General features: G+C 65.3%; 25 protein-coding genes. 17 read left to right on the top strand and 8 right to left on the bottom strand.

What is annotated here, in order from left to right; all coding sequences use genetic code 11:
- Window positions 1-202 precede the first annotated feature (202 nt).
- Window positions 203-1,504, bottom strand: coding sequence for a dihydroorotase (locus tag ACOIX3_RS22705; RefSeq protein WP_420964354.1), 1,302 nt, complete (start codon window positions 1,502-1,504; stop codon window positions 203-205).
- 4 nt (window positions 1,505-1,508) lie between these two features.
- Complete coding sequence (locus ACOIX3_RS22700; protein ID WP_420964353.1) at window positions 1,509-2,462, bottom strand: aspartate carbamoyltransferase catalytic subunit; 954 nt, start codon at window positions 2,460-2,462, stop codon at window positions 1,509-1,511.
- Window positions 2,463-2,669: 207 nt separating this feature from the next.
- Here ACOIX3_RS22700 and ACOIX3_RS22695 point away from each other — a divergent pair, with 207 nt between their 5' ends.
- The 7 genes from ACOIX3_RS22695 to ACOIX3_RS22665 all read left to right on the top strand — a co-directional run bounded on the left by ACOIX3_RS22695 (window position 2,670) and on the right by ACOIX3_RS22665 (window position 9,255).
- Window positions 2,670-3,416 carry a M15 family metallopeptidase gene (locus tag ACOIX3_RS22695; protein ID WP_420964352.1) on the top strand — a complete coding sequence of 249 codons (747 nt, stop codon included), beginning with the start codon at window positions 2,670-2,672 and terminating at the stop codon, window positions 3,414-3,416.
- A gap of 129 nt (window positions 3,417-3,545) precedes the next feature.
- Window positions 3,546-3,956 (top strand): hypothetical protein, encoded by a 411-nt coding sequence (locus ACOIX3_RS22690; RefSeq protein WP_420964351.1) that lies wholly within the window; start codon window positions 3,546-3,548, stop codon window positions 3,954-3,956.
- A 35-nt stretch (window positions 3,957-3,991) separates the two neighbouring features.
- Window positions 3,992-4,444, top strand: a complete 453-nt coding sequence (locus ACOIX3_RS22685) for a hypothetical protein (RefSeq protein ID WP_420964350.1) — start codon at window positions 3,992-3,994, stop codon at window positions 4,442-4,444.
- A 134-nt stretch (window positions 4,445-4,578) separates the two neighbouring features.
- On the top strand, window positions 4,579-6,222 hold the full coding sequence (locus ACOIX3_RS22680) for an acyl-CoA dehydrogenase family protein (RefSeq protein WP_420964349.1): 1,644 nt from the start codon (window positions 4,579-4,581) through the stop codon (window positions 6,220-6,222).
- A gap of 10 nt (window positions 6,223-6,232) precedes the next feature.
- Window positions 6,233-7,003, top strand: a complete 771-nt coding sequence (locus tag ACOIX3_RS22675) for a CPBP family intramembrane glutamic endopeptidase (RefSeq protein ID WP_420964348.1) — start codon at window positions 6,233-6,235, stop codon at window positions 7,001-7,003.
- Between the two features lie 65 nt (window positions 7,004-7,068).
- Window positions 7,069-7,827 carry a CPBP family intramembrane glutamic endopeptidase gene (locus ACOIX3_RS22670; RefSeq protein ID WP_420964347.1) on the top strand — a complete coding sequence of 253 codons (759 nt, stop codon included), beginning with the start codon at window positions 7,069-7,071 and terminating at the stop codon, window positions 7,825-7,827.
- A 216-nt stretch (window positions 7,828-8,043) separates the two neighbouring features.
- Window positions 8,044-9,255 carry an ABC transporter substrate-binding protein gene (locus tag ACOIX3_RS22665; RefSeq protein ID WP_420964346.1) on the top strand — a complete coding sequence of 404 codons (1,212 nt, stop codon included), beginning with the start codon at window positions 8,044-8,046 and terminating at the stop codon, window positions 9,253-9,255.
- 23 nt (window positions 9,256-9,278) lie between these two features.
- On the opposite strand, the gene ACOIX3_RS22660 is transcribed toward ACOIX3_RS22665, so the two are convergent.
- The 3 genes from ACOIX3_RS22660 to ACOIX3_RS22650 form a co-directional block, all read right to left on the bottom strand.
- A complete protein-coding gene (locus ACOIX3_RS22660) occupies window positions 9,279-10,205 on the bottom strand; it encodes an AEC family transporter (RefSeq protein WP_420964345.1) in 927 nt (308 codons plus the stop codon).
- Between the two features lie 2 nt (window positions 10,206-10,207).
- Window positions 10,208-10,690 (bottom strand): Holliday junction resolvase RuvX, encoded by a 483-nt coding sequence (ruvX, locus tag ACOIX3_RS22655; RefSeq protein ID WP_420964344.1) that lies wholly within the window; start codon window positions 10,688-10,690, stop codon window positions 10,208-10,210.
- A 75-nt stretch (window positions 10,691-10,765) separates the two neighbouring features.
- Window positions 10,766-11,656 carry a LysR substrate-binding domain-containing protein gene (locus ACOIX3_RS22650; protein ID WP_420964343.1) on the bottom strand — a complete coding sequence of 297 codons (891 nt, stop codon included), beginning with the start codon at window positions 11,654-11,656 and terminating at the stop codon, window positions 10,766-10,768.
- Between the two features lie 117 nt (window positions 11,657-11,773).
- On the opposite strand from ACOIX3_RS22650, the gene ACOIX3_RS22645 reads away from it, so the two are divergent.
- The 3 genes from ACOIX3_RS22645 to ACOIX3_RS22635 all read left to right on the top strand — a co-directional run bounded on the left by ACOIX3_RS22645 (window position 11,774) and on the right by ACOIX3_RS22635 (window position 14,449).
- The gene (locus tag ACOIX3_RS22645) at window positions 11,774-12,799 is read left to right on the top strand and encodes an NAD(P)H-dependent flavin oxidoreductase (RefSeq protein WP_420964342.1); all 1,026 of its coding nucleotides are present in this window, start codon (window positions 11,774-11,776) and stop codon (window positions 12,797-12,799) included.
- A 156-nt stretch (window positions 12,800-12,955) separates the two neighbouring features.
- Window positions 12,956-14,032, top strand: coding sequence for an NAD(P)H-dependent flavin oxidoreductase (locus ACOIX3_RS22640; protein WP_420964341.1), 1,077 nt, complete (start codon window positions 12,956-12,958; stop codon window positions 14,030-14,032).
- A gap of 102 nt (window positions 14,033-14,134) precedes the next feature.
- A complete protein-coding gene (locus ACOIX3_RS22635; protein WP_342728674.1) occupies window positions 14,135-14,449 on the top strand; it encodes an NIPSNAP family protein in 315 nt (104 codons plus the stop codon).
- 29 nt (window positions 14,450-14,478) lie between these two features.
- Here the strand turns inward: ACOIX3_RS22635 and ACOIX3_RS22630 are convergent, their stop codons facing one another.
- Entirely contained in the window at window positions 14,479-14,655 is a 177-nt protein-coding gene (locus tag ACOIX3_RS22630) for a hypothetical protein (RefSeq protein ID WP_342728675.1), read from the bottom strand.
- A 375-nt stretch (window positions 14,656-15,030) separates the two neighbouring features.
- Here ACOIX3_RS22630 and gatC point away from each other — a divergent pair, with 375 nt between their 5' ends.
- The 7 genes from gatC (at window position 15,031) to ACOIX3_RS22595 (ending at window position 22,280) form a co-directional block, all read left to right on the top strand.
- Complete coding sequence (gene gatC, locus ACOIX3_RS22625; RefSeq protein WP_092114784.1) at window positions 15,031-15,318, top strand: Asp-tRNA(Asn)/Glu-tRNA(Gln) amidotransferase subunit GatC; 288 nt, start codon at window positions 15,031-15,033, stop codon at window positions 15,316-15,318.
- A 24-nt stretch (window positions 15,319-15,342) separates the two neighbouring features.
- Window positions 15,343-15,585: a hypothetical protein gene (locus ACOIX3_RS22620; RefSeq protein ID WP_420964340.1), complete on the top strand. Its 243-nt coding sequence runs from the start codon at window positions 15,343-15,345 to the stop codon at window positions 15,583-15,585.
- Complete coding sequence (gene gatA, locus ACOIX3_RS22615) at window positions 15,582-17,057, top strand: Asp-tRNA(Asn)/Glu-tRNA(Gln) amidotransferase subunit GatA (protein ID WP_420964339.1); 1,476 nt, start codon at window positions 15,582-15,584, stop codon at window positions 17,055-17,057. The genes ACOIX3_RS22620 and gatA overlap by 4 nt, the downstream gene beginning before the upstream one ends.
- A gap of 3 nt (window positions 17,058-17,060) precedes the next feature.
- Window positions 17,061-17,342 (top strand): hypothetical protein, encoded by a 282-nt coding sequence (locus ACOIX3_RS22610; protein WP_420964338.1) that lies wholly within the window; start codon window positions 17,061-17,063, stop codon window positions 17,340-17,342.
- A gap of 165 nt (window positions 17,343-17,507) precedes the next feature.
- Window positions 17,508-18,869, top strand: coding sequence for a patatin-like phospholipase family protein (locus ACOIX3_RS22605; protein ID WP_420971779.1), 1,362 nt, complete (start codon window positions 17,508-17,510; stop codon window positions 18,867-18,869).
- Window positions 18,870-18,998: 129 nt separating this feature from the next.
- Window positions 18,999-20,486, top strand: coding sequence for an Asp-tRNA(Asn)/Glu-tRNA(Gln) amidotransferase subunit GatB (gene gatB, locus ACOIX3_RS22600; protein ID WP_420964337.1), 1,488 nt, complete (start codon window positions 18,999-19,001; stop codon window positions 20,484-20,486).
- A 1,527-nt stretch (window positions 20,487-22,013) separates the two neighbouring features.
- Window positions 22,014-22,280, top strand: a complete 267-nt coding sequence (locus ACOIX3_RS22595; RefSeq protein ID WP_097673415.1) for a hypothetical protein — start codon at window positions 22,014-22,016, stop codon at window positions 22,278-22,280.
- A 94-nt stretch (window positions 22,281-22,374) separates the two neighbouring features.
- Here the strand turns inward: ACOIX3_RS22595 and ACOIX3_RS22590 are convergent, their stop codons facing one another.
- Complete coding sequence (locus tag ACOIX3_RS22590; RefSeq protein WP_420964336.1) at window positions 22,375-23,154, bottom strand: sulfite exporter TauE/SafE family protein; 780 nt, start codon at window positions 23,152-23,154, stop codon at window positions 22,375-22,377.
- A 73-nt stretch (window positions 23,155-23,227) separates the two neighbouring features.
- Complete coding sequence (locus tag ACOIX3_RS22585; RefSeq protein WP_420964335.1) at window positions 23,228-23,944, bottom strand: helix-turn-helix domain-containing protein; 717 nt, start codon at window positions 23,942-23,944, stop codon at window positions 23,228-23,230.
- Between the last annotated feature and the right edge of the window lie 23 nt (window positions 23,945-23,967).

Here is a 23,967-nt window from a genome sequence, read left to right as displayed (position 1 = left end):
TTCGGTCCATTTTGGGCAATCCCATCAACGAAATATTAACCATCAATCCGCACCATGGCCTTGGAAATGAGGGACCTTATCATGGCTTCTGTTCGCAGGCGGCTGGAGCAGGTTTTCTTTGTCGTTTACGTCGCGGCCATCGTCGTCGGAACGACGATGGAGGCTATGTCGCAACTCGCGGCGCGCTGAGTTCCACGCCAGTTTAGACGTGTTCGTACACCGTCCGTCCGCCGACGATCGTCCGGGTCACGCGGCCCGAGAAGCGGGCGTCGTCGAACGGCGTATTCTTGCATAGCGATTTGAGGTCGTCGCGGTCGAGCACCCAGGGGGTGTCGGCGTCGATCACGATCACGTCGGCGGGGGACCCGGCACGCAGCGTGCCGCCGGGCAGGCCGAGCAGTTCCGCCGGCCGTGTCGACATCGCCCGGATCAGCGTCTTGAAGTCCATCTCGCCATTGTGGATCAGCCGTAGCGCCGCCGGCAGCATGGTCTGCAGGCCGACCGCGCCGCTCGCCGCTTCCGCGAACGGCAGCCGCTTGACCTCGACGTCCTGCGGATTGTGATCGCTCATCACGACGTCGATCAGCCCGGAGGCGAGCGCTGCGACCAGCGCCCTGCGGTCCTCCTCGGTGCGCAGCGGCGGCGCCAGCTTGAGGAAGGTGCGGTAGGGGCCGATGTCGTTCTCGTTCAGCGTCACGTGGTTGATCGAGACCGAGGCCGAGACGTGGAGCCCGTTATCGCGGGCACGCTTGAGGATTTCCAATGACTCGGTCGAGGTCAGCGACGCCGCGTGATAGCGGCCACCGGTCAGCGCCGCGAGCCGCATGTCGCGCTCGAGCATGATCGACTCGGCGGCGGTCGGGATCCCGGCGAGGCCGAGCCGCGTGGCGAACTCGCCCTCGTTCATCACGCCTTCGCCCACCAGATGCGGATCCTCGGTGTGATGCACGATCAGCGCGTCGAAATCGCGGGCGTAGGTCAGCGCGCGCCGCATCACCTGGGCATTGGTGACGCTGCGGTCGCCATCGGTGAAGGCGACGGCGCCGGCGGCCTTCAACAGGCCGATCTCGGTCATCTCCAGGCCCTGCATGCCCTTGGTCAGCGCCGCCATCGGGTGGATGTTGACGATCGCAGTGTCGCGGGCACGGCGCAGCACGAAGTCGACGGTCGCCGAGTTGTCGATGACAGGCGAGGTGTCGGGCTGGCAGATGATGGTGGTGATGCCGCCGGCGGCGGCGGCCTGGCTGGCGGAGGCAAAGGTCTCGCGGTGGCTGGCACCGGGTTCACCGACGAAGGCGCGCATGTCGATCAGGCCGGGGGCCACGATCTTGCCGGCGCAATTGACGATGTCGGTGCCTTCGGGGACGCCGGCGGCGCCGATGCCGCGCTTGGCGTCACGGATCACGCCGTCGGCGATCAGGACGTCGCCCGGACCGTCGAAGTCGCGGGACGGATCGATGACGCGGGCGTTGGCGAGCAGGATGGGGCGGCGGTCAGTCAGCATGGCGTCACGCGTTCGGCAGGTTGCGGGCGAGCGCTTCGAGCACTGCCATGCGCACCGCCACACCCATTTCGACTTGTTCACGGATCAGCGACTGCGCGCCGTCGGCGACGAACGTGTCGATCTCGACACCGCGGTTCATCGGGCCGGGATGCATGACCAGCGCATCGGGCTTCGCGTAAGCGAGCTTCTTCTGGTCGAGGCCGAAATAGTGGAAGTACTCCTGGCTCGAAGGCACGAAGGAGCCGTTCATGCGCTCGCGCTGCAGCCGCAGCATCATCACGATGTCGGCGCCGTTCAGCCCTTCGCGCATGTCGCGCGCGACCTCGACGCCCATCCGCTCGATGCCGCGCGGCAGCAGCGTGGAGGGGCCCACCACGCGGACGCGGGCGCCCATCGTGTTGAGCAGCAAGATGTTGGAACGCGCCACGCGCGAATGCAGCACGTCGCCGCAGATCGCGATCGTCAGCCCCTCGAGCCGGCCCTTGTTGCGGCGGATGGTCAGCGCGTCGAGCAGCGCCTGGGTCGGGTGCTCGTGGGCGCCGTCGCCGGCATTGATCACGGAACCGTCAACCTTGCGCGCCAGCAGTTCGACCGCACCGGAGGCATGGTGGCGCACCACCAGGATATCGGGGTGCATCGCGTTCAGCGTCACCGCGGTGTCCATCAAGGTCTCGCCCTTGCGGGTCGACATCGAGGACACCGACATGTTCATGACGTCGGCGCCCAGGCGTTTTCCGGCGATCTCGAACGAGGACTGGGTCCGGGTCGAGGCCTCGAAGAACAGATTGACCTGGGTGCGGCCGCGCAGACTGGCGCGTTTCTTGTCGACCTGGCGGTTGAGCTCGACATACTCCTCGGAGAGGTCGAGCAGGCCCGTGATGTCGTCAGCGGAAAGGCCCTCGATGCCCAGCAGATGCCGGTGACCGAGGACAAAAGTCGATTTTAATGATGGGGTCATTAAAGCGAGAGCTATAGGCGCGGATGGCCGGTGGGGCAAGCGCGAAGAGGGCTAGGCGGAGTTTTCCCCGAGTAAGATGGGGCTGGGTTTCTCCGCCATCATGCTCGGGCCTATTGCGAGCTGTCCGCGCCTTGCTTTTGCTGGTTTTTCGGGAACAAGACGTGCACGGCCGGGATCAGCCCGGCGGCTGCACCGGAGGGGGAGCTCATGAAAATTGTCGTGATCCTCGTCGCTGTTGCGGGCTTGGTCTCACCGGTCCTCGCCCAGGCGTTTCCCGGCGACTTCGCGTTCCTGCGCGACATCGATCCGACCATCATCCAGGACATCCGCTACGCAACCTCCAACAACTTCATGGGGCGGCCGATCGCAGGCTATGGCGCGGCGGAATGCGTGGTGAAGCGGGACGTAGGGCTGCGGCTCAAGGCCGTGCAGCAGGAACTGGCGCGGCAAAGCCTGTCGCTGAAGATGTTCGATTGCTACCGGCCGGCCCGTGCGGTCGCCGACATGGTGGCATGGTCGAGGAACGGCAAGGAGACCGCCGGCGAGCGGCGCTACAACCCTGCCTTCTCGAAGGCGGATCTGTTCCGCCTCGGCTACATCGCCACCCATTCCGGTCATTCGACCGGCGCCGCGCTCGATCTCACGCTGGTCGATCTTCGCGCCGACAATTCGCGCAAGTTCGACCCGGCCAGGGACTATGCCGACTGCACCGCGCCGGTCGCCGAGCGCGCCCCGGAGGGCAGCGTCGACATGGGCACCGGGTATGACTGCTCGGATGCGAAGGGCCACACCGCTGCCGGCGCGATCACGCCGGCGCAGCGACGCTGGCGCAACCTTCTGGTGGCGGCGATGGCCCGCCAGGGATTTGCCAACTATTCAAAGGAATGGTGGCACTTCTCGCTGCCGGGCGGCGGCGGGGTGGCCTACGATTTCCCGATCACCCGGGCGCCCTAGTGCAGGATTTTGTTCAAATCCGGGGCATTTCGACAAGACAAAGCTTGCCATCGCTGAAGTAGCTGAATGCGCTTTCAACACTCCTTAATTGTGGCCGTATGAAGTGCGGGCATTGCGGGAGCAGAAGACATGCGTTGGGCTGTTGTCATTGTTGCCGTCGGTGCGTTCGGCATCGCGATCTACGACCAGTACGACAAGGGCGCGAACTATCAGCGCGTCGATGCGCGCATCAGCAGCGTCAATGACCAGTGCTATCTGGAAAAGGTCGAGCGCGGCGTCATCACCAAGACGACGTTCACGTCGGACCTCACTCGCTGCGAAACCGCCGAGCTGCTGCGGAAGGAGCATCCGAAGTGGCAGGGCTATCACGTGATGCACAAGATCGAGGTGCGCGTCGTGTATGTCTCACCGGTCGATGGCGTCTCGCACCAGTCGAGCCTGGAGATGTCGTACTTCCCGAGCGGCAAGCCGCTGCGCGCCGGCGAGGTTCTTCCGGTACTGGCCTCCAAGACCAAGGCAGACAAGACGCGCATGATCTGATCGTCGCGTCGGTTCGGGAGGATCGGAGTTCAACCATGCGCCTGGGCCTCTACGGGATGATCGCCATCGGCGTCGCGGGCCTCTATGCCTACATCGAGCTCGACAAGCGGGTGAACTTCCGTCCGATCGACGCGCGCGTCAGCAGCGTCAAGGAGCAATGCTATCTGGAGAAGACCGAGGACAATCGGAGCTCGATCTCGGATCTGTTGCCTTGCGAACTTGTCGAGCTGCTGGCGCGCCACCATCCGAAATGGCAGGGCGCCGACATCAAGCACAAGATCGAGATCCGGTTTGCCTACATCTCTCCGGCGGACGGGGCCGCGCATGAATCGAACCTGCAACTGGCTGAATATCCCGATAACCGGCGACTGAACAGCGGCGACATCTTTCCGGTCCAGGCGTCCAGGACGGAGGCGAACCGGACCCGCGCCAACGACTGGGTCGACCGGTGGCTCGGCCGCCATGCGCCGAGGCATGGAAGCATCTAGCGGCCGTGTACTTTTCGCTGCCCCGCGCCGGCTCGCAGGCTTATGATCCCCCGATTCCAGTTATGGCGCTGCGGCCACCAACGAGGACCGTTGTCCGGGCATCGCGCGCAGTGCGACCAATCGCCGGGGAGACCATGACGCAGGCTCCGTTCGCCACCCACGATGTCTTCAACCAGTCGCCGCCCTTTTGGGATGTCGACCTGTTCACGGCGGACGCGCCGCTCGTCGCCGCCGTCGCCGCCAATGGCGGGGCGGCGGCCACGGCTGAACTGTCGGATTTCGGCAAGCATTGGGGATCGGCCGTCATGGCGGAGCGCGGCCGCGTCGCCAACGAGAACACACCGAAGCTGCGAACCTTCGATGCCAGGGGCAATCGCCGCGACGAGGTCGAGTTTCATCCGGCCTATCACGAGCTGATGGCGCACTCGGCCCATGCCGGCGTGCACAACTCGACCTGGACCGCCGACGGCAAGCCGGCCGGCGCGGCGGCCGAGGTGGTGCGCGCGGCAAGGTTCTATATCGCGTCCCAGGTCGAGACCGGTCACCTCTGCCCGATCACGATGACCCGCGCCTCGGTCGCGGCGCTGGCCTCGCAGCCGGACATTCTGGCGAAGACGATGCCGGTCATCGCCACGCGCGCCTACGATCCAAGCTTTGCGCCATGGTGGACCAAGCGCGGCATGACGCTCGGCATGGGCATGACGGAAAAGCAGGGCGGCACCGATGTGCGCGCCAACATGACGCGTGCCGAGCGCGATGGCGGCGCCTGGCGCATCACCGGGCACAAATGGTTCATGTCGGCGCCGATGTGCGACGCGTTCCTGGTGCTGGCCCAGGCCGAGCAGGGGCTGAGCTGCTTCTTCATGCCGCGCTTTGCGCCCGACGGCACGGTCAATGCGATCCACTTCCAGCGGCTGAAGGACAAGCTCGGCAACCGCTCCAACGCCTCCTCGGAGGTCGAATTCCACGGCGCCCATGCCGAATTGATCGGCGAGGAGGGCAAGGGCATCCGCACCATCATCCAGATGGTGCAGCTGACGCGGCAGGATTGCGCGATCGCCTCCGTCGGCCTGATGCGCTCAGGGCTGGCGCACGCGCTCAATCACGCGCGGCATCGCAGCGTGTTCCAGAAGCATCTCGCCGACCAGCCGCTGATGCAGGCGGTGCTGTCGGACATGGCGCTGCACGTCGAGGCATCGGTCGCACTGGTGATGCGGCTGTGCCGCGCCTTCGATCGGGCGCCAACCGATGCAGGCGAGGCCGCCTACATGCGGCTGCTGACGCCGGCGATCAAATACTGGACCTGCAAGAGCGCGCCGGGCTTCCTCTACGAGGCGATGGAGTGCCTCGGCGGCAATGGCTATGTCGAGGAGGGCATTCTGGCGCGCCATTACCGGGAGTCGCCGGTCAATGCGATCTGGGAAGGTTCAGGCAACGTGATGTGTCTCGACGTGCTCCGCGCACTCGGCCGCGAGGCCGATGCCGCGCTCGCCGTGCTGCGTACGCTCGCCGACGAGACCAGGGGCCTGCCGGGTGCCGCTGAGGCGGTCGCCTCGATCGGACAATCGTTCCGCCGGCCGGACAGCGAGCGCATCGCGCGGCTTGCAGTCGAGAAGCTGGCGCTCTTGGCTGCCACCGCGGCGCTCAACCAGGTCTCGCCGAAAAATGCCGAACTGTTCGCGGCGACACGGCTTGCCGAACGCCACGCCGGCATGTACGGCGCGGTGGACCTCTCCGATGCCGATCAGCGCGCGCTGCTGGCGCGGGCGCTGCCATGAAGGTTTGCTGATGGACGCACTCAATCCCGATACTCCGCCGACCACCATCGAACCGCCGCCACGTCCCCCTCGGGTCTGGAAGTTCTGGGGCACCGCGCTGTGGGGCCTTCTGATCTTCGCCGCGATGTTCCTCGGCCAGGTCGCGGTCATCGTCTATCGCATCATCGCGCAGGGCGGCGAACTGTCGGCGGCCGGCATTACCCATGTGGTCGCCGACGGTCTGACGATCTCGCTCTCGGTCCTCGCCGGCCTGCCGATGGTGCTGCTGGTGCTGTGGATCGCGATCCGCCGGACCGGGATCCCGTTCGCCGATTACCTCGGGCTGCGCGCGACGTCGTGGAAGAACCTGATCATCGGCGTCGTCGCGCTCTGCGTGCTGGTCGGCGCCTGGGACATGGTGTCCCGCGCCGCCGGCCGCGAGGTGACACCGGGCTTCATGGGCGACGTGCTGAAATCGGCACAGGAGCACAGCGCGTTGTGGCTTCTGGTGATCGCCTTTGCCGTGGCGGCGCCGCTCTGGGAGGAACTGTTCGGGCGCGGCTGGCTCTATCGCGGCTGGTCGGAATCCAGGCTCGGCCCCTATGGCGCGATTCTGCTGTCGTCGATCGTCTGGACCGTGATGCACCTGCAGTATGACTGGTTCTTCCTCTGTGAGGTGCTGTCGATCGGGTTCCTGTTCGGCTATTTGCGCTTCCGCACCGGCTCGACCTGGCTGACCATCCTGCTGCACGGGCTGAACAATTTTGCGGCGACGCTGCAGACCTGGTGGCTGGCGGGCTGAGAGTTCCCTATGGTAGGTTGAAGCCAGGCCCACCTTCGCTGCAAAACTGTTGCAGAAAAATCCATATGTCGAACTTCGAAAATGCCGGCGGGCGGTCATCTGCTTCGGCGCCGCCACTGCGGACCTGGGACTTCTGGGAGACGACATTCGTCACCCTGATCGCCTACGGCGTTTATATGCTGGCAGGAGGTCTAGCCGCGACATTCATCGTCAGGCTGCAAGACGGCGTAGCCAAGATGTCGCCGGCTCAATTCCAGGATTTCGCATCGCAAGGGAGATGGTTCGGCCCGGTCATTGCCATTGCGAGCCCGTTGACAATCGCCGTGCTGTGGATCGCGATCCGGAAGGCTGGCCGCGGGTTTGCCGAATATCTTGCGCTCAACTGGCCGAGCAGGGGTGAGGTAGTTCGCGCCCTGGTGATCTCTGCCATCATTATGGGCGCCGAGACCCTGAGCGGACTCCTCATCGGTTCAGAGTTTGGCACGCCCGATTCATTCCTGATTGTCAAAGGACCTGGCGGGTTACTGGCCCTCCTCATTGCCGTGTGCATTGCCGTGCCGATCATGGAAGAATTCATCTTTCGTGGATTCACGTTTCGCGGTTGGTCGGAGTCTTTCCTCGGTCCGACGGGAGCCATCGTCCTTACATCAATCGCGTGGGCGATGATCCACACTCAGTACGATTGGTTTGGGCGCTTCTGGATATTCGTCTCAGGTCTTGCTCTCGGCCATTTCCGCTGGCGCAGCAATTCGACCTGGCTGACGGTCATTGCTCATTCGGCCATGAACATTGTCGCTTTTCTCTCGGCGGGCCCTTACACCTAGGATTGTCTGCAACCAAGTTTCGATCGGCATCGTAATGGTCGCCGCGATCGTCTGCAGCGTGATGGTCCGGAACCATTGACGGCGCGCCGCCTCTGCTCAGGAGGCCGACGAAGGGGATGCCAGCGTCCACCTCGAGTGCTATGATCTAGATCAATGAACGAGCGCGGGCCGGACTGAAACCAGGCAGCGGCGGCTGCCGTCGTGCGAGCTCTTCTCATGGCCAGGCTGATCCGAACGCTCTTGGCCAGCGTCGTCGCGCTGGCGTCGCTCGGCGCCATCACGCAACAGGTGCGCGACCAGGGCGTGACCGACACCGAAATCCGCATCGGCAATCTGATGCCGTACAGCGGTGCGCTGGAGATTTTCGGCCAGATCGGCAAGGCGGAAGCTGCCTATTTCGAGATGATCAACGAACGCGGCGGCATCGGCGGCCGCAAGATCCGTTTCATGTCCTACGACGATCTGTCGGATGCTTCCAACGCCATGGACCTCACGCGCATTCTTGTCGAGACCGACAATGTGCTTTTGATGTTCGGTTCGTTCGGCGCGCCGGGGAATCTCGCCGCCCGGAAGTATCTCAACGAACGGCAGGTCCCCCAGCTTTTTGTTGCCTCCGGCGATCAGGATCTCAGCGAGCCGTCGGTCTATCCGTGGACCATGGGCTGGCAGCCCTCGTACCGCGAGGAGGGGCGCATCTACGCCAACTACATCCAGGCCTTCTATCCCGGAAAGAAGATCGTGGCGCTTTGGGAGAATGACCAGTTCGGCCGGGAATTGTTCAAGGGATTGGTGCAAGGCCTCGGAGACGTCGCCCACAACATCAGGGTCGACATCGCCTATGATGTCGACGATCAGCATCTGGACGGCCACATATCGATCCTGAAGCAATCGGGTGCCGAGGTCTTTGTGTTTGCCGGGGTGCCGGAAAATGCCTCGAAGGTGATCCGGGCCGCGGCCGAGCACGGCTGGCGGCCAGTGTTCGTCGTGAACCAGATGGCGTCATCGATCGAGACGGTGCTCAAGCCGGCCGGCACGGAGAATGCGACCGGCGTCATCACCGCCGCCTTCCTGAAGGATGCGAGCGATCCGGCCTGGAGGGAAGATCAGGGCGCTTGGCGCAGCTTCCTCGACAAGTTTACCAAAGCCGGCGGCAAGGATGACGCTGCCGCAGTCTACGGCTATGCCGCCGCCGAAACGATGGTCCAGGTGCTCAGGCAATGCGGCAACGATCTGTCGCGCGAAAACGTCATGAAGCAGGCTGCGGCGCTCAGGGATTATCAGGCATCCGCCTTGCTCCCGGGCATCAAGATCAACACCTCGCAGTTCCATCCGGTCGAGCAATTGCGGTTGCTTCAGTTCGACGGCCGCAGCTGGCAGCCGATCGGCGATGTGCTCGATACGGCGTTCACAGGTTCGAGCGGGAAATAGCGACGATCAGCGCAGGCCGCATGCTAAGGCCCGACCGCGGCGATCACGATCGGCATCGTGATCGCGGCCAATATCGTCTGCAGCGTGATGATCTGGGCGAGCAGCGGCGCGTCGCCGCCCATCTGGCGCGCCAGCACATAGGCTGACGGCGAGGTCGGCACTGCGGCGCAGGCCGCGACGATGGCGAGATTGGCGCCGGTGACGCCGAACCACACGGCGAGCGCAACGGTCAGGACGGGCATTGCGACCAGCTTCAGCACCAGTGCGACGCTGGCGGCGAGGCTGGGACGGAAGATGCCTTCCAGATGCAGCCCGGCGCCGGTCACCAGCAGGCCGATTGCGAGCGACGAGCCGCCCAGCGCGTCGGCGACGTCGTGCCAGATCTTCGGCAGTGGGACATGCGCGACGTTGATGGCGAGCCCGATGACGCAGGCCCAGATCAGCGGGTTCTTCACGACGGTCATCGCGATGGCGCCGGCGGACCGCTTCCCGGATGAAGCATATTTCGCCAGCACGGCGACGCTGAAGACGTTGACCAGCGGAATGATCGCGACCATCGCGACCGAGGCCAGCGCAAGTCCGACCTTGCCATAGAGATTGCCCGACACCGACAGCGCGACATAGGTCTGCCAGCGGGTGGCGCCCTGGAAGATCGAGGAGAAGGCGGGGCCGTCGACCCCGGCGCGGGCGAGCGGAGCCCGCAGCGCGAGACACAGCAGGCACATCACGAGCGCGGCGAGCAGCAGCGCGCCGCCGACGCCCGCGACCGGCACCTTGGTCAGATCGGCCTTCACCAGCGTCTGCACCAGCAGGACCGGGAACAGCACGTAGTAGGTGAGCTGCTCCAGCCCATGCCATTGCGTATCCAGCCGCATCAGCGTGCGTCTCAGGATGAAGCCGAGCACGATCAGCAAAAATACCGGCAGCAGCGCCGCGATCACCACGGCCATCGTCAGCGGTCCCCGCGCAGCTTCGCCAGCCGGTCGAGCGCGCCCTGCAGGATGAAGATCGCAGCGTGTTCGTCGATCACCTCGGCGCGCCGGGCGCGGCTGACGTCCATCCCGATCAATTCGCGTTCGACTGCGGCGGTCGAGAGCCGCTCGTCCCACAGCCCGATCGCAAGCGCGGTGAGGCCCGCGAGGTTGCGCGCAAAGGCCCGGGTCGACTGCGCGCGCGGGCCCTCGCTGCCGTCCATGTTGATCGGCAGGCCCAGCACGAAGCCAACGGCATTGCGCTCGGCCGCGATCGCGAACAGCCGCGCGGCGTCGGCCTTGAACTGCTTGCGCTGGATTGTCTCGACGCCGGTCGCAAGCCGCCGGTCCGGATCGGAGACGGCGACGCCGATGGTCTTGGTGCCGAGGTCGAGGCCGACCAGCGCGCCGCGGTCAGGCCAGTGCGGCGCAGCTTCGATCAGAGGGAGGATGGGGGCGGGCATGGCCCAGCGCTTAGCACGCACCCGCGCGCCGAGGCAAAGCCCGGCGGCGGGCGGCTGTCCATGCGAAAACGCCGGTCAGGCGGCGATCACCCGATCGTCGCCGCCAAGGCACGCGGCAAGTCCCTGCAACGCGCTGGACTGGTGCGCGGCGCGGCGCTGGATGAACAGCGTCTCGACATGCGCATGCTGCGGACTGAGCTTGTGGATCTTGATGTCGCGCTGGACGTGGTCGCGCTCGACCACCGCACGCGGCAGCAGCGTCACGCCCATGTCGGCGGCGACGCAGCCGACCATGCCGTCGAGCGTGCCGAGCTCGAAGCGGGCGGCCGACGGCCAGCCGAACTCGGTGAACACCTGTTCGAGGCGTTGCCGATAGGTGCAGCCGGTGCGGAACACCAGCGCAGTGGGGCCCGACTCCGGCGTGCCGGCGCGCAAGGCGGCGAGCGATTTCCAGCGCTGCGCGGTGACGAGCACCAGTTCCTCGGTGAAGGCTGTTGTCGCCGACAGTTCGGCATGCTCGATCGGACCGGCGACGAAGGCGCCATCGAGCGAGCCGTCGAGCACGGCCGCCACGAGGTCAGCGGTCGGCGCGGTGCGCAAGGTCAGGCGCACCGCCGGATAGCGGCGATGAAACTCGGCAAGCAGCGTCGGCAGCCGCACCGCAGCGGTCGTCTCCATCGAGCCGATCGACAGCGGCCCCTTCGGCTCGCCATCGTCGCGCGCGGCGAGCACGGCTTCGCGCGACAACGCCGCCATGCGCTGCGCATAGGGCAACAGGCGGCGGCCGGCGCCGGTCAGCGACATGCCGCGGCTGTGGCGCTCGAACAGTGCCGTGCCGATCTCGGCTTCCAGCGCCTTGATGCGCTGGGTGACGTTGGACTGCACGGTGTTCAGCTCGTCGGCGGCCCTCGTGATGCCGCCGAGCCGGGCGACCGTGGAAAAGGTGAGCAGGTCGGTCAATTCCATCTGGGACCACCGTTTCATTTTAGAGATGGTAGTGTTCTCTAGTATTCATTTTCCGAGAAAGTTAGGCCCGCTTAGGCTGCGAGTCCAGAACAGCAAGTCCAGAACAGGGAGCAACGCATGCCGATCGGCACCGAATTGACGTCTCGTCTGGGCATCGCGCATCCGATCCTGCTGGCGCCGATGGCGATGATCACCGGAAGCCGGCTGGTGACGGCGGTGAGCGACGCCGGCGGCCTCGGCATCCTGGGCGGAGGCTATGGAGATAAAGCCTGGCTCGAGGCGGAGACTGCGGTGCTCAGGAGGTATCACCGCCCGTTCGGGATCGGCTTCATCACCTGGAGCCTCGCAAAGCAGCCCGAGCTGATCGACATCGCACTGGATGCAAAACCACGCGCGGTGATGCTGTCATTCGGCGATCCCGCGCCGTTCGCCCCCAAGATCAAGGCCGCGGGCGCGCTGCTGATCTGCCAGGTGCAGAGCGAGGAGATGGCGCAACAAGCGCTCGATTGCGGCGCCGACATCCTGATTGCGCAGGGCACGGAGGCGGGTGGTCACGGCGCCTCGCGCACCACGCTCGATATCGTGCCTGCGATCATCGATTTCGCGGCGGGGCGCGTCCCTGTCATCGCAGCCGGCGGCATCGCTGATGGCCGCGGCCTCGCGGCGATGATGGTGCTCGGCGCATCCGGCGTGCTGATGGGAACGCGCTTCTATGCCAGCGCCGAGGCGGATGCGCCCGAGCAGGCGAAGCAACTGATCTGCACGGCGAAGAGCGGCGAGACGGTGCGCGGCGTGGTGATGGACTGGTCGCGCAAATTGCTGTGGCCGGCGCCATTCACCGCGCGCTCGCTGTCCAACGATCATCTGCGGCGCTGGTCTGGCCGCGAGATCGAGCTGATGCAGCGCGCCGACGAGGTCGCGGTCGAATACGCCGCCGCGAGGGAAGCGGCCAATTTCGACATTGCCGCGGTGTTCGCCGGCGAGTCCGTCGGGCTGATCCATGATATCGTTCCCGCGGCCGAGATCGTCGGCCGCATCGTCGCCGAGGCCGAGCAGACGTTGCAGGGCCGGCGCAACTTTTTTCCTTCTCCCCTTGTGGGAGAAGGTGGCCATAGGCGGCCTTCGGCCGCCGTACCAAAGTAAGGACGCCGATGCGTTCGCATCGGCTACGCAAAGTCCACGCTGGATGAGGGGTCTGTATCCGCGGAGGCAAACCCCTCACCCGCGCTCGCTTTGCGAGCGCACCCTCTCCCACAAGGGGAGAGGGTAATTCTGAGCAAGCCAGGAAAGAGACACACCATGTGGCCGGACCGTCGATTGATCGATCGTTTCAAGACCGAATTCCCGATCGTGCTGGCGCCGATGGCCGGCGTGATGGATGCGGAGCTCGTGATTGCGGTGGCGCAGGGCGGCGGGCTCGGCTCGCTGCCCTGTGCGATGCTCTCGGCCGAGAAGGCGCGTGAGCAGGTCAACATCATCCGCCAGCGCGTGTCCGCGCCGGTCAACCTCAACTTCTTCTGCCACAAGGCGGTCGACGCCGATCCGGCACGCGAGGCGCAATGGCGGCAGCGGCTCGGGCCTTACTATCGCGAACATGGCCTCGATCCGGATGCGCCGATCAACGCGGCGAACCGCGCGCCGTTCGATGCGGCCTTCTGCGCCGTGGTCGAGGAGCTGAAGCCCGAGGTCGTCAGCTTCCATTTCGGCCTGCCGGAGCCAAAACTGTTGCAGCGGGTGAAGGCAGCGGGCGCCATCGTGATGTCGTCGGCGACGACCGTGAAGGAGGCGATCTGGCTCGAGGAGAACGGCGCCGACGTCGTCATCGCGCAAGGCGCCGACGCCGGCGGCCATCGCGCCATGTTCCTGACCGATGATATCGCCGAGCAGCCCGGCACGTTCTCGCTGCTGCCGCAGGTGGTCGACGCGGTGAAGGTGCCGGTCGTCGCGGCCGGCGGCATCGCCGACGGACGCGGGATCGCGGCGGCCTTTGCGCTCGGCGCCTCCGCGGTGCAGATCGGCACCGCGTTCCTGCGCTGTCCGGAATCCAAGGTGTCGGCGCAGGGCCGTGTCGCGCTGGCGCAAGCGAGCGATGAATCGACCGTGATCACCAATGTGATGACCGGCCGCCCGGCGCGCGGCGTTGCCAACCGCGTGATGCGCGAGGTCGGCCCGATCTCACCAGACGCGCCGGCGTTCCCGCATGCGGCGACCGCCCTCGGGCCGCTGAAGGCGGCTGCCGAAAAACAGGGCAAGGTCGATTTCACCAATCTCTGGGCCGGGCAGGCGGTGCGGATGGGCAAGGAAATGCCGGCCGCCGAGCTGACCCGCGCACTGGCGGGCGCCGCGCTCGCGCGGATGGGCAAGATGGCGGGCTGATTTCACCTTCGTCTGCGCAATTTCGGTGAATGCCCCGGACTGCCGCCTCGGATATCCGGGTATCGAGAGACGGCAGTTCAATTGGCGCAGGAGCACCGCGGCATGATCACCTGTTATCTGCGATACGAAGTTCGTCCGGACAAGCTCGCCGAATTCGAGGCCTATGGTGCGATGTGGCTGGAGCTGGTGCCGCGGTTTGGCGGCACTCATCACGGCTATTTCCTGCCGTCCGAGGGAGCGAGCGACGTCGCGTTGGCGATTTTCAGCTTTCCGAGCCTTGCGGCCTACGAACAGTACCGCAAGGACTCAGCGCTCGATCCGGACGTTCAGAAGGCCATCGCCTTCGCGAGGGAGACGCGCTGCTTTGTCCGCTACGAGCGGTCGTTCTTTCGGCCGTTGCTGCCGAAGCCGGCCTAGCCGGCCATGGCAGGCCGGATCGCTCTGTCTCAGGCCTGACGCGCGGGCTCGCTCGGGTTGATCTCCAGGTGCTCGGTCGCGAGCCTGCGATAATGCGCGGCCATTTCCCTGTAATGCTGCCGGGAGATCGGATCCGTGGCACTCTCGGCCCGGCGCTCGAACATCTCGGCCTTTTCCTGCAGAGCTTTCGCCTGGGACTTGGCCATCACTCGCCTCGCTCAGACCAGACAGGCCACGTAGAGGATCGCAATCCCCAGCACGGTGCCGATCGACCACAGGGCGGGATCCCAGCCCTCCGGCCGGGGGCGGTTTTCCAGCGTTTGCATGACGCACTCCGAACTTTTCTGTTTGGAGGGAGTAGGCGCCCCGAATGTTTCGGCACCACTTCGTGGCGGCCGCAAAGTGGTTTCGTCGCAGGCTTTTGCGGCCTGAATGCGCGCCGGAATGGCTCGCCCGGGTGCCCGGCAGGGGTGCCGAAGCCCCGGGGCTGAGGGATTCGCGCGGTTGCGGCGCAAAACCGGCCTCTGCTATACGGCGGGCTGACCTTTCAGCCTGACCTTTTGGATCTGGGGCCCTATATAATGTCCGTAGACGCCACGACCGTCCGCCGCATCGCGCATCTGGCGCGGATTGCGGTCAGCGACGCCGAAGTTCCCCATCTCCAGGGCGAGCTGAACGCGATGCTGGCCTTTGTCGAGCAGCTGTCGGAGGTGAATATCGACGGCGTCGAGCCGATGACCTCGGTGACGCCGATGGAGATGAAGAAGCGCGCCGACGTGGTCAATGACGGCGAGATCGCCGACGACATCGTCCGCAACGCGCCCGATACGACCAACCACTTCTTCCTGGTGCCGAAGGTGGTCGAGTAGTTTCTCTGTTCTGGGACGATGACGATGTGTCTGCTCTGCGACGATGAGAAGGCCTATAAGGCCTATATGGACTTCCTCGATGCGATGGAGCGCAAGGGGAAGGTCGCCGATCCCAATGCGGCGATGGACGCCGTGCTCGACCATCTCGAGGCGCTCGATGCCGCCCGCGCCAAGGAGAATGCCCAGAGAAATATCAGCCCCCGGCAGGACGACCCCGCCAACGACAAGACCCTGTCTCCGTTCTTCTGCAGCCCGATCAATAAATGACCGATTTGACATCGCTGACGATCGCCGAGGCCCGCGAGGGCCTGGCGAGCAAATCCTTCACTGCCCGCGAACTGACCGATGCGCATCTCGCCGCCATCGAGGCCGCGCGCGTGCTCAATGCTTACGTGCTCGAGACGCCGGACCGCGCCCGCGAGATGGCGAAGGCCGCCGACGAGAAGATTGCAAAGGGCGAGGGCGGGCCGCTGGCCGGCATCCCGCTCGGCATCAAGGACCTGTTCGCGACCCGCGATATCAGGACCACGGCGTGCTCGAAGATCCTCGGCAATTTCATTCCGCCCTATGAGTCGACGGTGACCTCGCAACTCTGGCGCGACGGCGCGGTGCTGCTCGGCAAGCTCAACAATGACGAGTTCGCGATGGGCTCGTCGAACGAGACCTCGTGCTTCGGCCCGGTTACCAATCCGTGGCGGCGCGAAGGCTCCAACACCACGCTGGTGCCGGGCGGCTCGTCCGGCGGCTCGGCCTCCGCCGTCGCGGCACTGCTCTGTATGGGCGCGACCGCGACCGACACCGGCGGCTCGATCCGCCAGCCCGCCGCGTTCACCGCGACCGTCGGCATCAAGCCGACCTATGGCCGCTGCTCGCGCTGGGGCATCGTCGCCTTCGCATCCTCGCTCGACCAGGCCGGCCCGATCGCGCGCACGACGCGGGATGCCGCGATCCTGATGCGCTCGATGGCCGGTCACGATCCCAAGGACACCACGTCGGTCGACATCGCCGTGCCCAACTACGAGGCCGCGATCGGCAAGTCCGTGAAGGGCATGAAGATCGGCATTCCCAGGGAGTATCGGCTCGACGGCATGCCGGCCGAGATCGAGAAACTCTGGAGCGAGGGCGCGCAGTGGCTGAAGGCCGCGGGTGCCGAGCTCGTCGAAGTGTCGCTGCCGCACACCAAATACGCGCTGCCGGCCTATTACATCGTGGCGCCGGCGGAGGCCTCGTCGAACCTCGCGCGCTATGACGGCGTGCGCTACGGGCTGCGCGAGCCGGCCAAGAACATCATCGAGATGTACGAGAACTCCCGCGCCGACGGCTTTGGCGACGAGGTGCGCCGCCGCGTGCTGATCGGCACCTATGTGCTCTCTGCCGGCTACTACGATGCCTATTATCTGCGTGCGCAGAAGGTGCGGACGCTGATCAAGAAGGATTTTGAGGACTGCTTCGCCAAGGGCGTCAACGCGATCCTGACGCCGGCGACGCCGTCGGCGGCGTTCGGCATCGGCGAGAAGGGCGGTGCCGATCCGGTCGAGATGTATCTCAACGACATCTTCACGGTGACCGTGAACATGGCCGGCCTGCCCGGCATCGCTGTGCCTGCCGGCAAGGACACGCAAGGCCTGCCGCTCGGCCTGCAGCTGATCGGCCGTCCGTTCGACGAGGAGACGCTGTTCTCGCTCGGCGAGGTGATCGAGCAGGCGGCTGGCCGCTTCCCGGCGCCAAGATGGTGGTGAGCGATGGCGGATTTCCGCGCCAGTCTCGCTGACGCTGCGCCGGAGACTACGTTGTCGCCGCCGCTCGCCGCGTTGTGGTGGGTGCGGAAGGGCGACTGGGACCAGGCGCACAAGATCGTGCAGGACGAGAGCGATGCCAATTCGGCCTGGGTGCATGCCTATCTGCATCGCGTCGAGGGCGATCTCGGCAATGCCGGCTACTGGTATCGCCGGGCCGGCCAGCCCGTCGCGAACGATACCGTCGAGGCCGAGTGGGAGCGGATCGTCTCCGCGCTTTTGGTCTGAACAACCGGTGCCAAGTGCGGTGTCTTGGCACCGCGAGCATTAACCCTGTTTCGGCCGCCATGCCGCCGCCCAGATTGGCCGTGATAGGCTGGTGGAACCGGGCGGGGGCCAGTGGCAAAGAGAGTATTCGTGCGTGGGTCGGGCATAGGGGGATGGCTGTCAGCGTTGCTGGTGGCTGCGGTGGCGGTGGGCCTTGCCGGCTGCGCAACCGTCTACAATCTCCCGGGCAACGTGCCGCTCGGCGCCGCGGCTGCCGACGCCAACGATGTCCGCGATATTCCAAACTATGAAGACGATCTGTTGCTCGCGCTGTCGTTCTCCGGCGGCGGCACCCGTGCCGCGGCATTTTCGTTCGGCGTGCTGGAGGAGCTCGACCGGGTGCGCTCCAGCGCCGCCGGCACCAAGACGCTGCTCGACCGTGTCGACTTTGTCTCCGGCGTCTCCGGCGGATCGGTCACCGCGGCCTATTTCGGTTTGAAGCGGCGTGCGGCGCTCGACGATTTCCGCGAACGTTTCCTGCTGCGCAACGCCGAGGAGGGACTGAAGACCAAGATCTCGCTCGGCAATATCGGGCGCGCGCTGGGCGGCGGCGTCAACGACAGCCAGTTCACGGACTGGCTCGATCAAAATCTGTTCGATGGCGCGCGGTTCGAGGCATTGCCCGACGACCGCCGGCCGCGGGTGTGGATCAACGCCTCAGACATCTATAACCGCACGCCGTTCGTGTTCGGCAAGACGTCGTTCGATGCGCTGTGCAGCGACATCCGCTCCTATCGTGTCGCCGAAGCGGTGGCGGCATCGGCCGCGGTGCCGCTGGCATTCGCCCCGATCGTGCTGCAAACCTATCCCGGCGGCTGCGCCGCGCCGCTGCCGCCCTGGCTCGACCGGGTGCGCAACGATCCGAACGCGCAGCCGCTGCTGCGCTCCTATGCCGAGGCCCAGGCACGCTACCGCGACGGCTCGATGCGCTACGTCAAGCTGCTCGACGGCGGCCTCGTCGACAATTACGGCCTGTCGGGGCTGAGCATCGGCCTGCTAGCCGCGCAACGCCCCTATGAGCCGCTGAGCGAGCGGCAGGCGGCCAAGCTCAGGCGCATCCTGTTCCTGGTGGTCGATGCCGGCCGCGGCATCTCCGGCGACTTCGTGCAGACGCTCGAAGGGCCGAGTGGCGTCGAGCTGGTGTCCGCGGCCGCCGACACTGCGATCGATGCCAGCGTGCGCTCGAGCTACGCCGCCTTCACGTCGCTCGCCAGCGACTGGTCCGGCAAGTTGAAGCACTGGCGCTGCGGCCTGTCGGCGGCGGATCGCACCAGGCTCGGCGTCGGCGCCGGCTGGAAGTGCGGCGACGTCGCGATCTATGTCGAGCGGCTCGGCTTCGACCGGCTCGGACCGGAGCGCGCCGGCATCCTGAACGCCATCCCGACGCGGCTTTCGCTGCCGGCCGAGCAGGTCGACCAGCTGATCACGGGCGGCGCGGACGCACTGCGCTCCAGCAAGGCCTATCAGCAGTTCCGGCGTGGCCTCTGATATCTGCCCCAATGCGCCGGTACGGGCCGCAAGGGGACTATGAGGGGATTGCAAGGCGGCTTGACTGGCGCGATCGGTTGCGCGAAGCCCAATCCGTCCCAGATATCACTTGTCCGGAAACCGAGATCCATGACCGCATCTGCCGCCCCTCACAAGCTGATCAAGAGCGCCACCGGCGATTGGGAGGTCGTGATCGGCATGGAGGTCCATGCCCAGGTCACCTCGAACGCGAAGCTGTTCTCGGGCGCGTCGACCGCGTTCGGCGGCGAGCCCAACTCCCATGTCTCGCTGGTCGATGCCGCGATGCCGGGCATGCTGCCCGTGATCAACGAGGAGTGCGTCCGCCAGGCCGTGCGTACCGGTCTCGGGCTGAATGCGCAGGTCAATTTGCGCTCGGTGTTCGACCGCAAGAACTATTTCTATCCGGACTCGCCGCAGGGCTACCAGATCAGCCAGTACAAGTCGCCGATCGTCGGTGAGGGCGAGGTGGTGCTCGAGCTCGATGGTGGCCGCAGCGTCACCATCGGGATCGAGCGGCTGCATCTGGAACAGGACGCCGGCAAGTTGCTGCACGATCAGTCGCCGACGATGTCCTTTGTCGATCTCAACCGCTGCGGCGTCGCGCTGATGGAGATCGTCTCCAAGCCCGACATCCGCGATGCCGAACAGGCCAAGGCCTACGTCACCAAGCTGCGCTCGATCCTGCGCTACCTCGGCACCTGCGACGGCGACATGGAGAAGGGCAACCTGCGCGCCGACGTCAACGTCTCGGTGCGCCGTTACGGCGAGACCGCGCTTGGCACCCGCTGCGAAATCAAGAACATGAACTCGATCAACTTCATCGGCCAGGCGATCGAATACGAGGCGCGGCGCCAGATCGAGATCATCGAGGACGGCGGCTCGATCGACCAGGAAACCCGGCTGTTCGACCCGAACAAGGGCGAGACACGCTCGATGCGCTCCAAGGAAGAGGCGCACGACTACCGTTACTTCCCCGATCCCGACCTGCTGCCGCTCGAGTTCAGCCAGGCCTTCGTCGACGAACTCAAGGCGCAGCTGCCGGAACTGCCGGACGAGAAGAAGTCCCGTTTTATTACGGGCTTCGGCCTGTCGTCCTACGATGCGAGCGTGCTGGTCGCCGAGCGCGAGAGCGCAGAGTTCTACGAGACGGTGCTCGCGCGTCTCGCCGACAAGGCGCGCGACGGCAAGCTCGCCGCCAACTGGGTGATCAACGAGCTGTTCGGCCGTCTCAACAAGGAAGGCGTCGCGATCGCAGCCTCGCCGATGTCGGCGGAGCAACTCGCCGCGATCGTCGATCTGATCGGCGAGGGAGCGATTTCCGGCAAGATCGCCAAGGACTTGTTTGAGATCGTCTGGCAGGAGGGCGGCGATCCGCGCGCGCTCGTCGAGGCACGCGGCATGAAGCAGGTCACCGACCTCGGCGCGATCGAGAAGGTGGTCGACGACATCATCGCGGCCAATCCTGACAAGGTCGAGCAGGCGAAGGCGAAGCCCGCAGCCCTTCAGTGGTTCGTCGGTCAGGTGATGAAGTCGTCGGGCGGCAAGGCGAACCCGAAGGCGGTCAACGAGCTCTTGAAGTCCAAGCTCGGCGTCTGAACGAACAGGACAATGATGTTGTCCTTGGCGCATGATCCAGTCGGATCATGCTCTCGCGCCGTCGCCATCGGCGTCGTCGCGCGCGCGTGAACGCGGCGTGATCCTGCCTCACACCCTCCCGCGACGGTCGCGCTGACGCCTTCCGCGCCGAATCGCCGAAGCTGCGATTCGTTCGCGAATCCGGTCCCGGTGACCTCAAACGAGGCAAAAGCGGTCTTACCCACGAAAATTTTTTCGTTGCCAAAAATTACGACTCGGCGTTCGCGACGCGACGCTTTTCGTCACGGCTTGCGACTCAACGCAATGACGATCGCGCGTCGATCGCTCGAATGCGAATTCAAGAAATGCCTGCAATACAGGCGTTTCCTGCAACGTTGACAAATGCCGATGTCGGCCGTTGCTGCATTTCTTGCATCGTCGCGCGAACACAACGCCGATTTGATCGGTGCCGCGCGCTGTGCGCACTGCCACCGCTGCGTCAACACTTCCTTAAGCGGGACACTGTTTTTTTCAGTCTGTTGGTGTATTCGGGAAGTAGTGCATATCGATTCCCGAGTGCACGCAGCGAGAGCCATCTCACATACTGGAGGGCAACATGGCTAAGAAGGCAAAGAAGGCGAAGAAGGCGAAGAAGGCGAAGAGCGCAGTGAAGAAGACTGCGAAGAAGACCCGCAAGGTCGCCAAGAAGAAGTAAGCCTCTCGCCTTGAGAGGATTGCCGGCAGCTTGATGCCGGCACGTCGCGAGAGCCAGCGGACGGACTGCTGAGAGGCACATCCCACCCCAAGGCTCTGGCTGACGAAAGAGGGTGTCGGCGAGACATCAGGTCAAACGGCTGGATCGAATTTCGGAGAGGGCAACCTTCCCAGAAGCGGTCCGGCAGAAGAAACAGAGATTTCTTCGTTCGGTGCGGGGCCGGCTTGGTTCCGCAATTTCACCGGCGAGAATGCCGAGCTGAAATCTGGTCCTGACGTGTTCGCCGACCCCCTCGTTCCGGCGGCCCGCGCAGTCCGCGCCCCGGGCAACCATTTCCCAATCCCAGTTCTGGATCGACGTTGGGCCTGACGGCCTCGCATTGTTGTTGCGCGCACGACCGTACCGCGGCTCCGTGGACCGTCCGCCAGACCTGCCAGCCCGCCGTCAACTCATCGATTGATCACATGCGTCGGCGGCCGGGACCGGCCGGCGCCCGCGGCCATTGTCCGCGATGGTTATCGTTGTCCGAAGCACCACGGTAAACCGGCGTTCACGAATGCACGGAAATGCCTGCGGCACAGGCACTTCTGCGATTCCGGTGAATGCGCCCGGCGGGCCCGATTTACATCCCGTTCATCGCGATACTTAAACCGCTCTTCAAATTTGATGGGCCATGATCATCCCAACAAGCCGGCAAACGGCGAGCGCATGATCCCAGGATCAGCGCGGGGCATGATCCAAAGGATCAGCCCGGGAATGACAGGGCGTTTCAACAGTGGACGGGGGCCGCGCTCGGGGGAGGGCGGCCAACAACAAAAAGGGGAATGACGACAATGTTTCAGGGGGTCATCGATCAGGAAAGCGCTATCCCGGTTGCTGCGACTGCAATCCAGGACGTGCTGTTCGAGCGTGGCATGTATTGGGCGAGCGGCCGCTCCGGCGTGGTCAACCTCGTCGCGGCGCACAAATGGTTCAACCTGGCGGCGCTCAAGGGACGTACCGACGCGATCGCGCACCGGCGCGAAGTCGCCGAGCAGATGTCCGACGTCGAGATCGCTGCCGCCCAGCGCGAAGCCCGCGCCTGGATGACGACGCACTAAGCTTCGTTTTGGCGCGTTTTCTTCCCGCGAACCGTAATCCACTTCGCTCGAAAACGCACAGCTCGAGCTGGGAGCCTCGGCTCCCTCGCTCCATCTAGAACCAGTATCGCACGGCGTAGATCACGGTCATCAGCGCCCCAGTGGCGATGACGAACTGCCGGACGATGTGAGCCGGCAAGATCCGGATCAGGTGGCCTCCGGCATAGCCGCCGACCACGGCGCCGAGCAGCATCACAGAGGTCTGCGGCCACCGTACCGCTCCCTGCACGATGAAGATCAATGTAGCGGCGAGCGACACACAGGTCGCCAGCAGGTTCTTCAATGCCTTGATCGCCCTGATGTCGTTGGGTTCCGTGATCGAGAGCACCGCGGTCAGGATGACGCCGAGCCCGGCGCCGAAGAACCCTCCATAGACACACGCCAATCCGAGCACAGCACTGCTCGCGCCGGTCGAGGGCAGAGCCGCTGCCTTCTGATGCCCGACGGTCCATGCTTGGATCTGCGATGCTTGGATCTGTGGCGCGAAGGCAAACAGCAGCGTTGCGAATGCGATCAGGGCCGGCACCGGCAGGACGAACAGCCGCTCGGGAAGCAGCAAAAGGACGCCGGCACCGGCTGCGCCGCCAAGCGTGGAGACGGCGACGAAGCTGATCGTGCGTCGCGTCGGCGGCGGCAGCTTGCCGCGATCGGCGAGTGCTGCGATCAAATGTCCCGGCGAGATCGCCACCGCATTCGACGCATTCGCGATGACCGCCGGCAAGCCTGCGGCGAGCATCGCCGGAAAGGTGATGAGCGTCGCGCCGCCCGCCAATGCGTTGATGATGCCTCCCGCGCCACCGGCCGCGAGCAGCAGAAGACTTGTCTGGGTATCCATCCTTCACCCCTTTGCAGGGTGAGCAGGCTAGCGGGCCGAGCAGTGGCCGGTCTGGAACGTCTGTGACGCCGCTTCAATCGCGCCAGTAGACGCCCGGTGTCGTGCCGAAGGTGCGGCGGAACAGGCGGGTGAGGTGGCTCTGGTCGGAGAAGCCGGCATCCGCCGCAACGGCTGCGATCGGCTCGCCGGCGCGCAGCAACTGCCGGGCAAGGTTGAGCCGGGCGAGCAGGCGGAAGGCATGCGGCGCGACGCCGAGCTCGCGCCTCACCATGCGGCTGAACCCTTCGCGGCTTCGCCCGAAGCTGGCGGCAATCGCGCTGATCGGCTCGACGCTCTCCGTCAAGGCCGTGCCGAGCTTCGCCCTGTCGATGCGCCTGGCCGAGCGCCCGCGCGACAGAATGTCGTTGGCGATCTCGCTGATCTGCTCGGGCGCTATCTCGTCGATGCTCCGCCAGCGGTCCCCGACACTGATGATCCGGAGCGACGAGCAGGCGCGACTGGCCGGAACATAGGCATTCAGGCAAACCGTCTCCGCGTCCGGTGTCGCCATCGGTGCGTGCAGCATTCCCGCCGGGATCAGCGCGGCATGGCCCGCGGGCACGGTGACGGTCGCGCCGTCGATGCGAAAGGCGCGCGACCCCGACAGCACCAGCACGATCTGGCTCTCGTCATGGAAGTGCGGTCTGAGGGCGAGCGAGCCGGCACCGCGCCACGACGCCAGCTCGACGATGTCGTCGTTGGCGGCGCGCCGGTAGGTCCAGGCATTGGTCATGGCGAAGCGAGTGATCAAAGAGGCTCGAACCGATAGGTGGG

It is taken from the genome of Bradyrhizobium sp. B120, from assembly GCF_049075665.1.
Taxonomy (GTDB): Bacteria; Pseudomonadota; Alphaproteobacteria; order Rhizobiales; family Xanthobacteraceae; genus Bradyrhizobium.
This window is presented reverse-complemented; position numbering and strand designations above follow the sequence as displayed.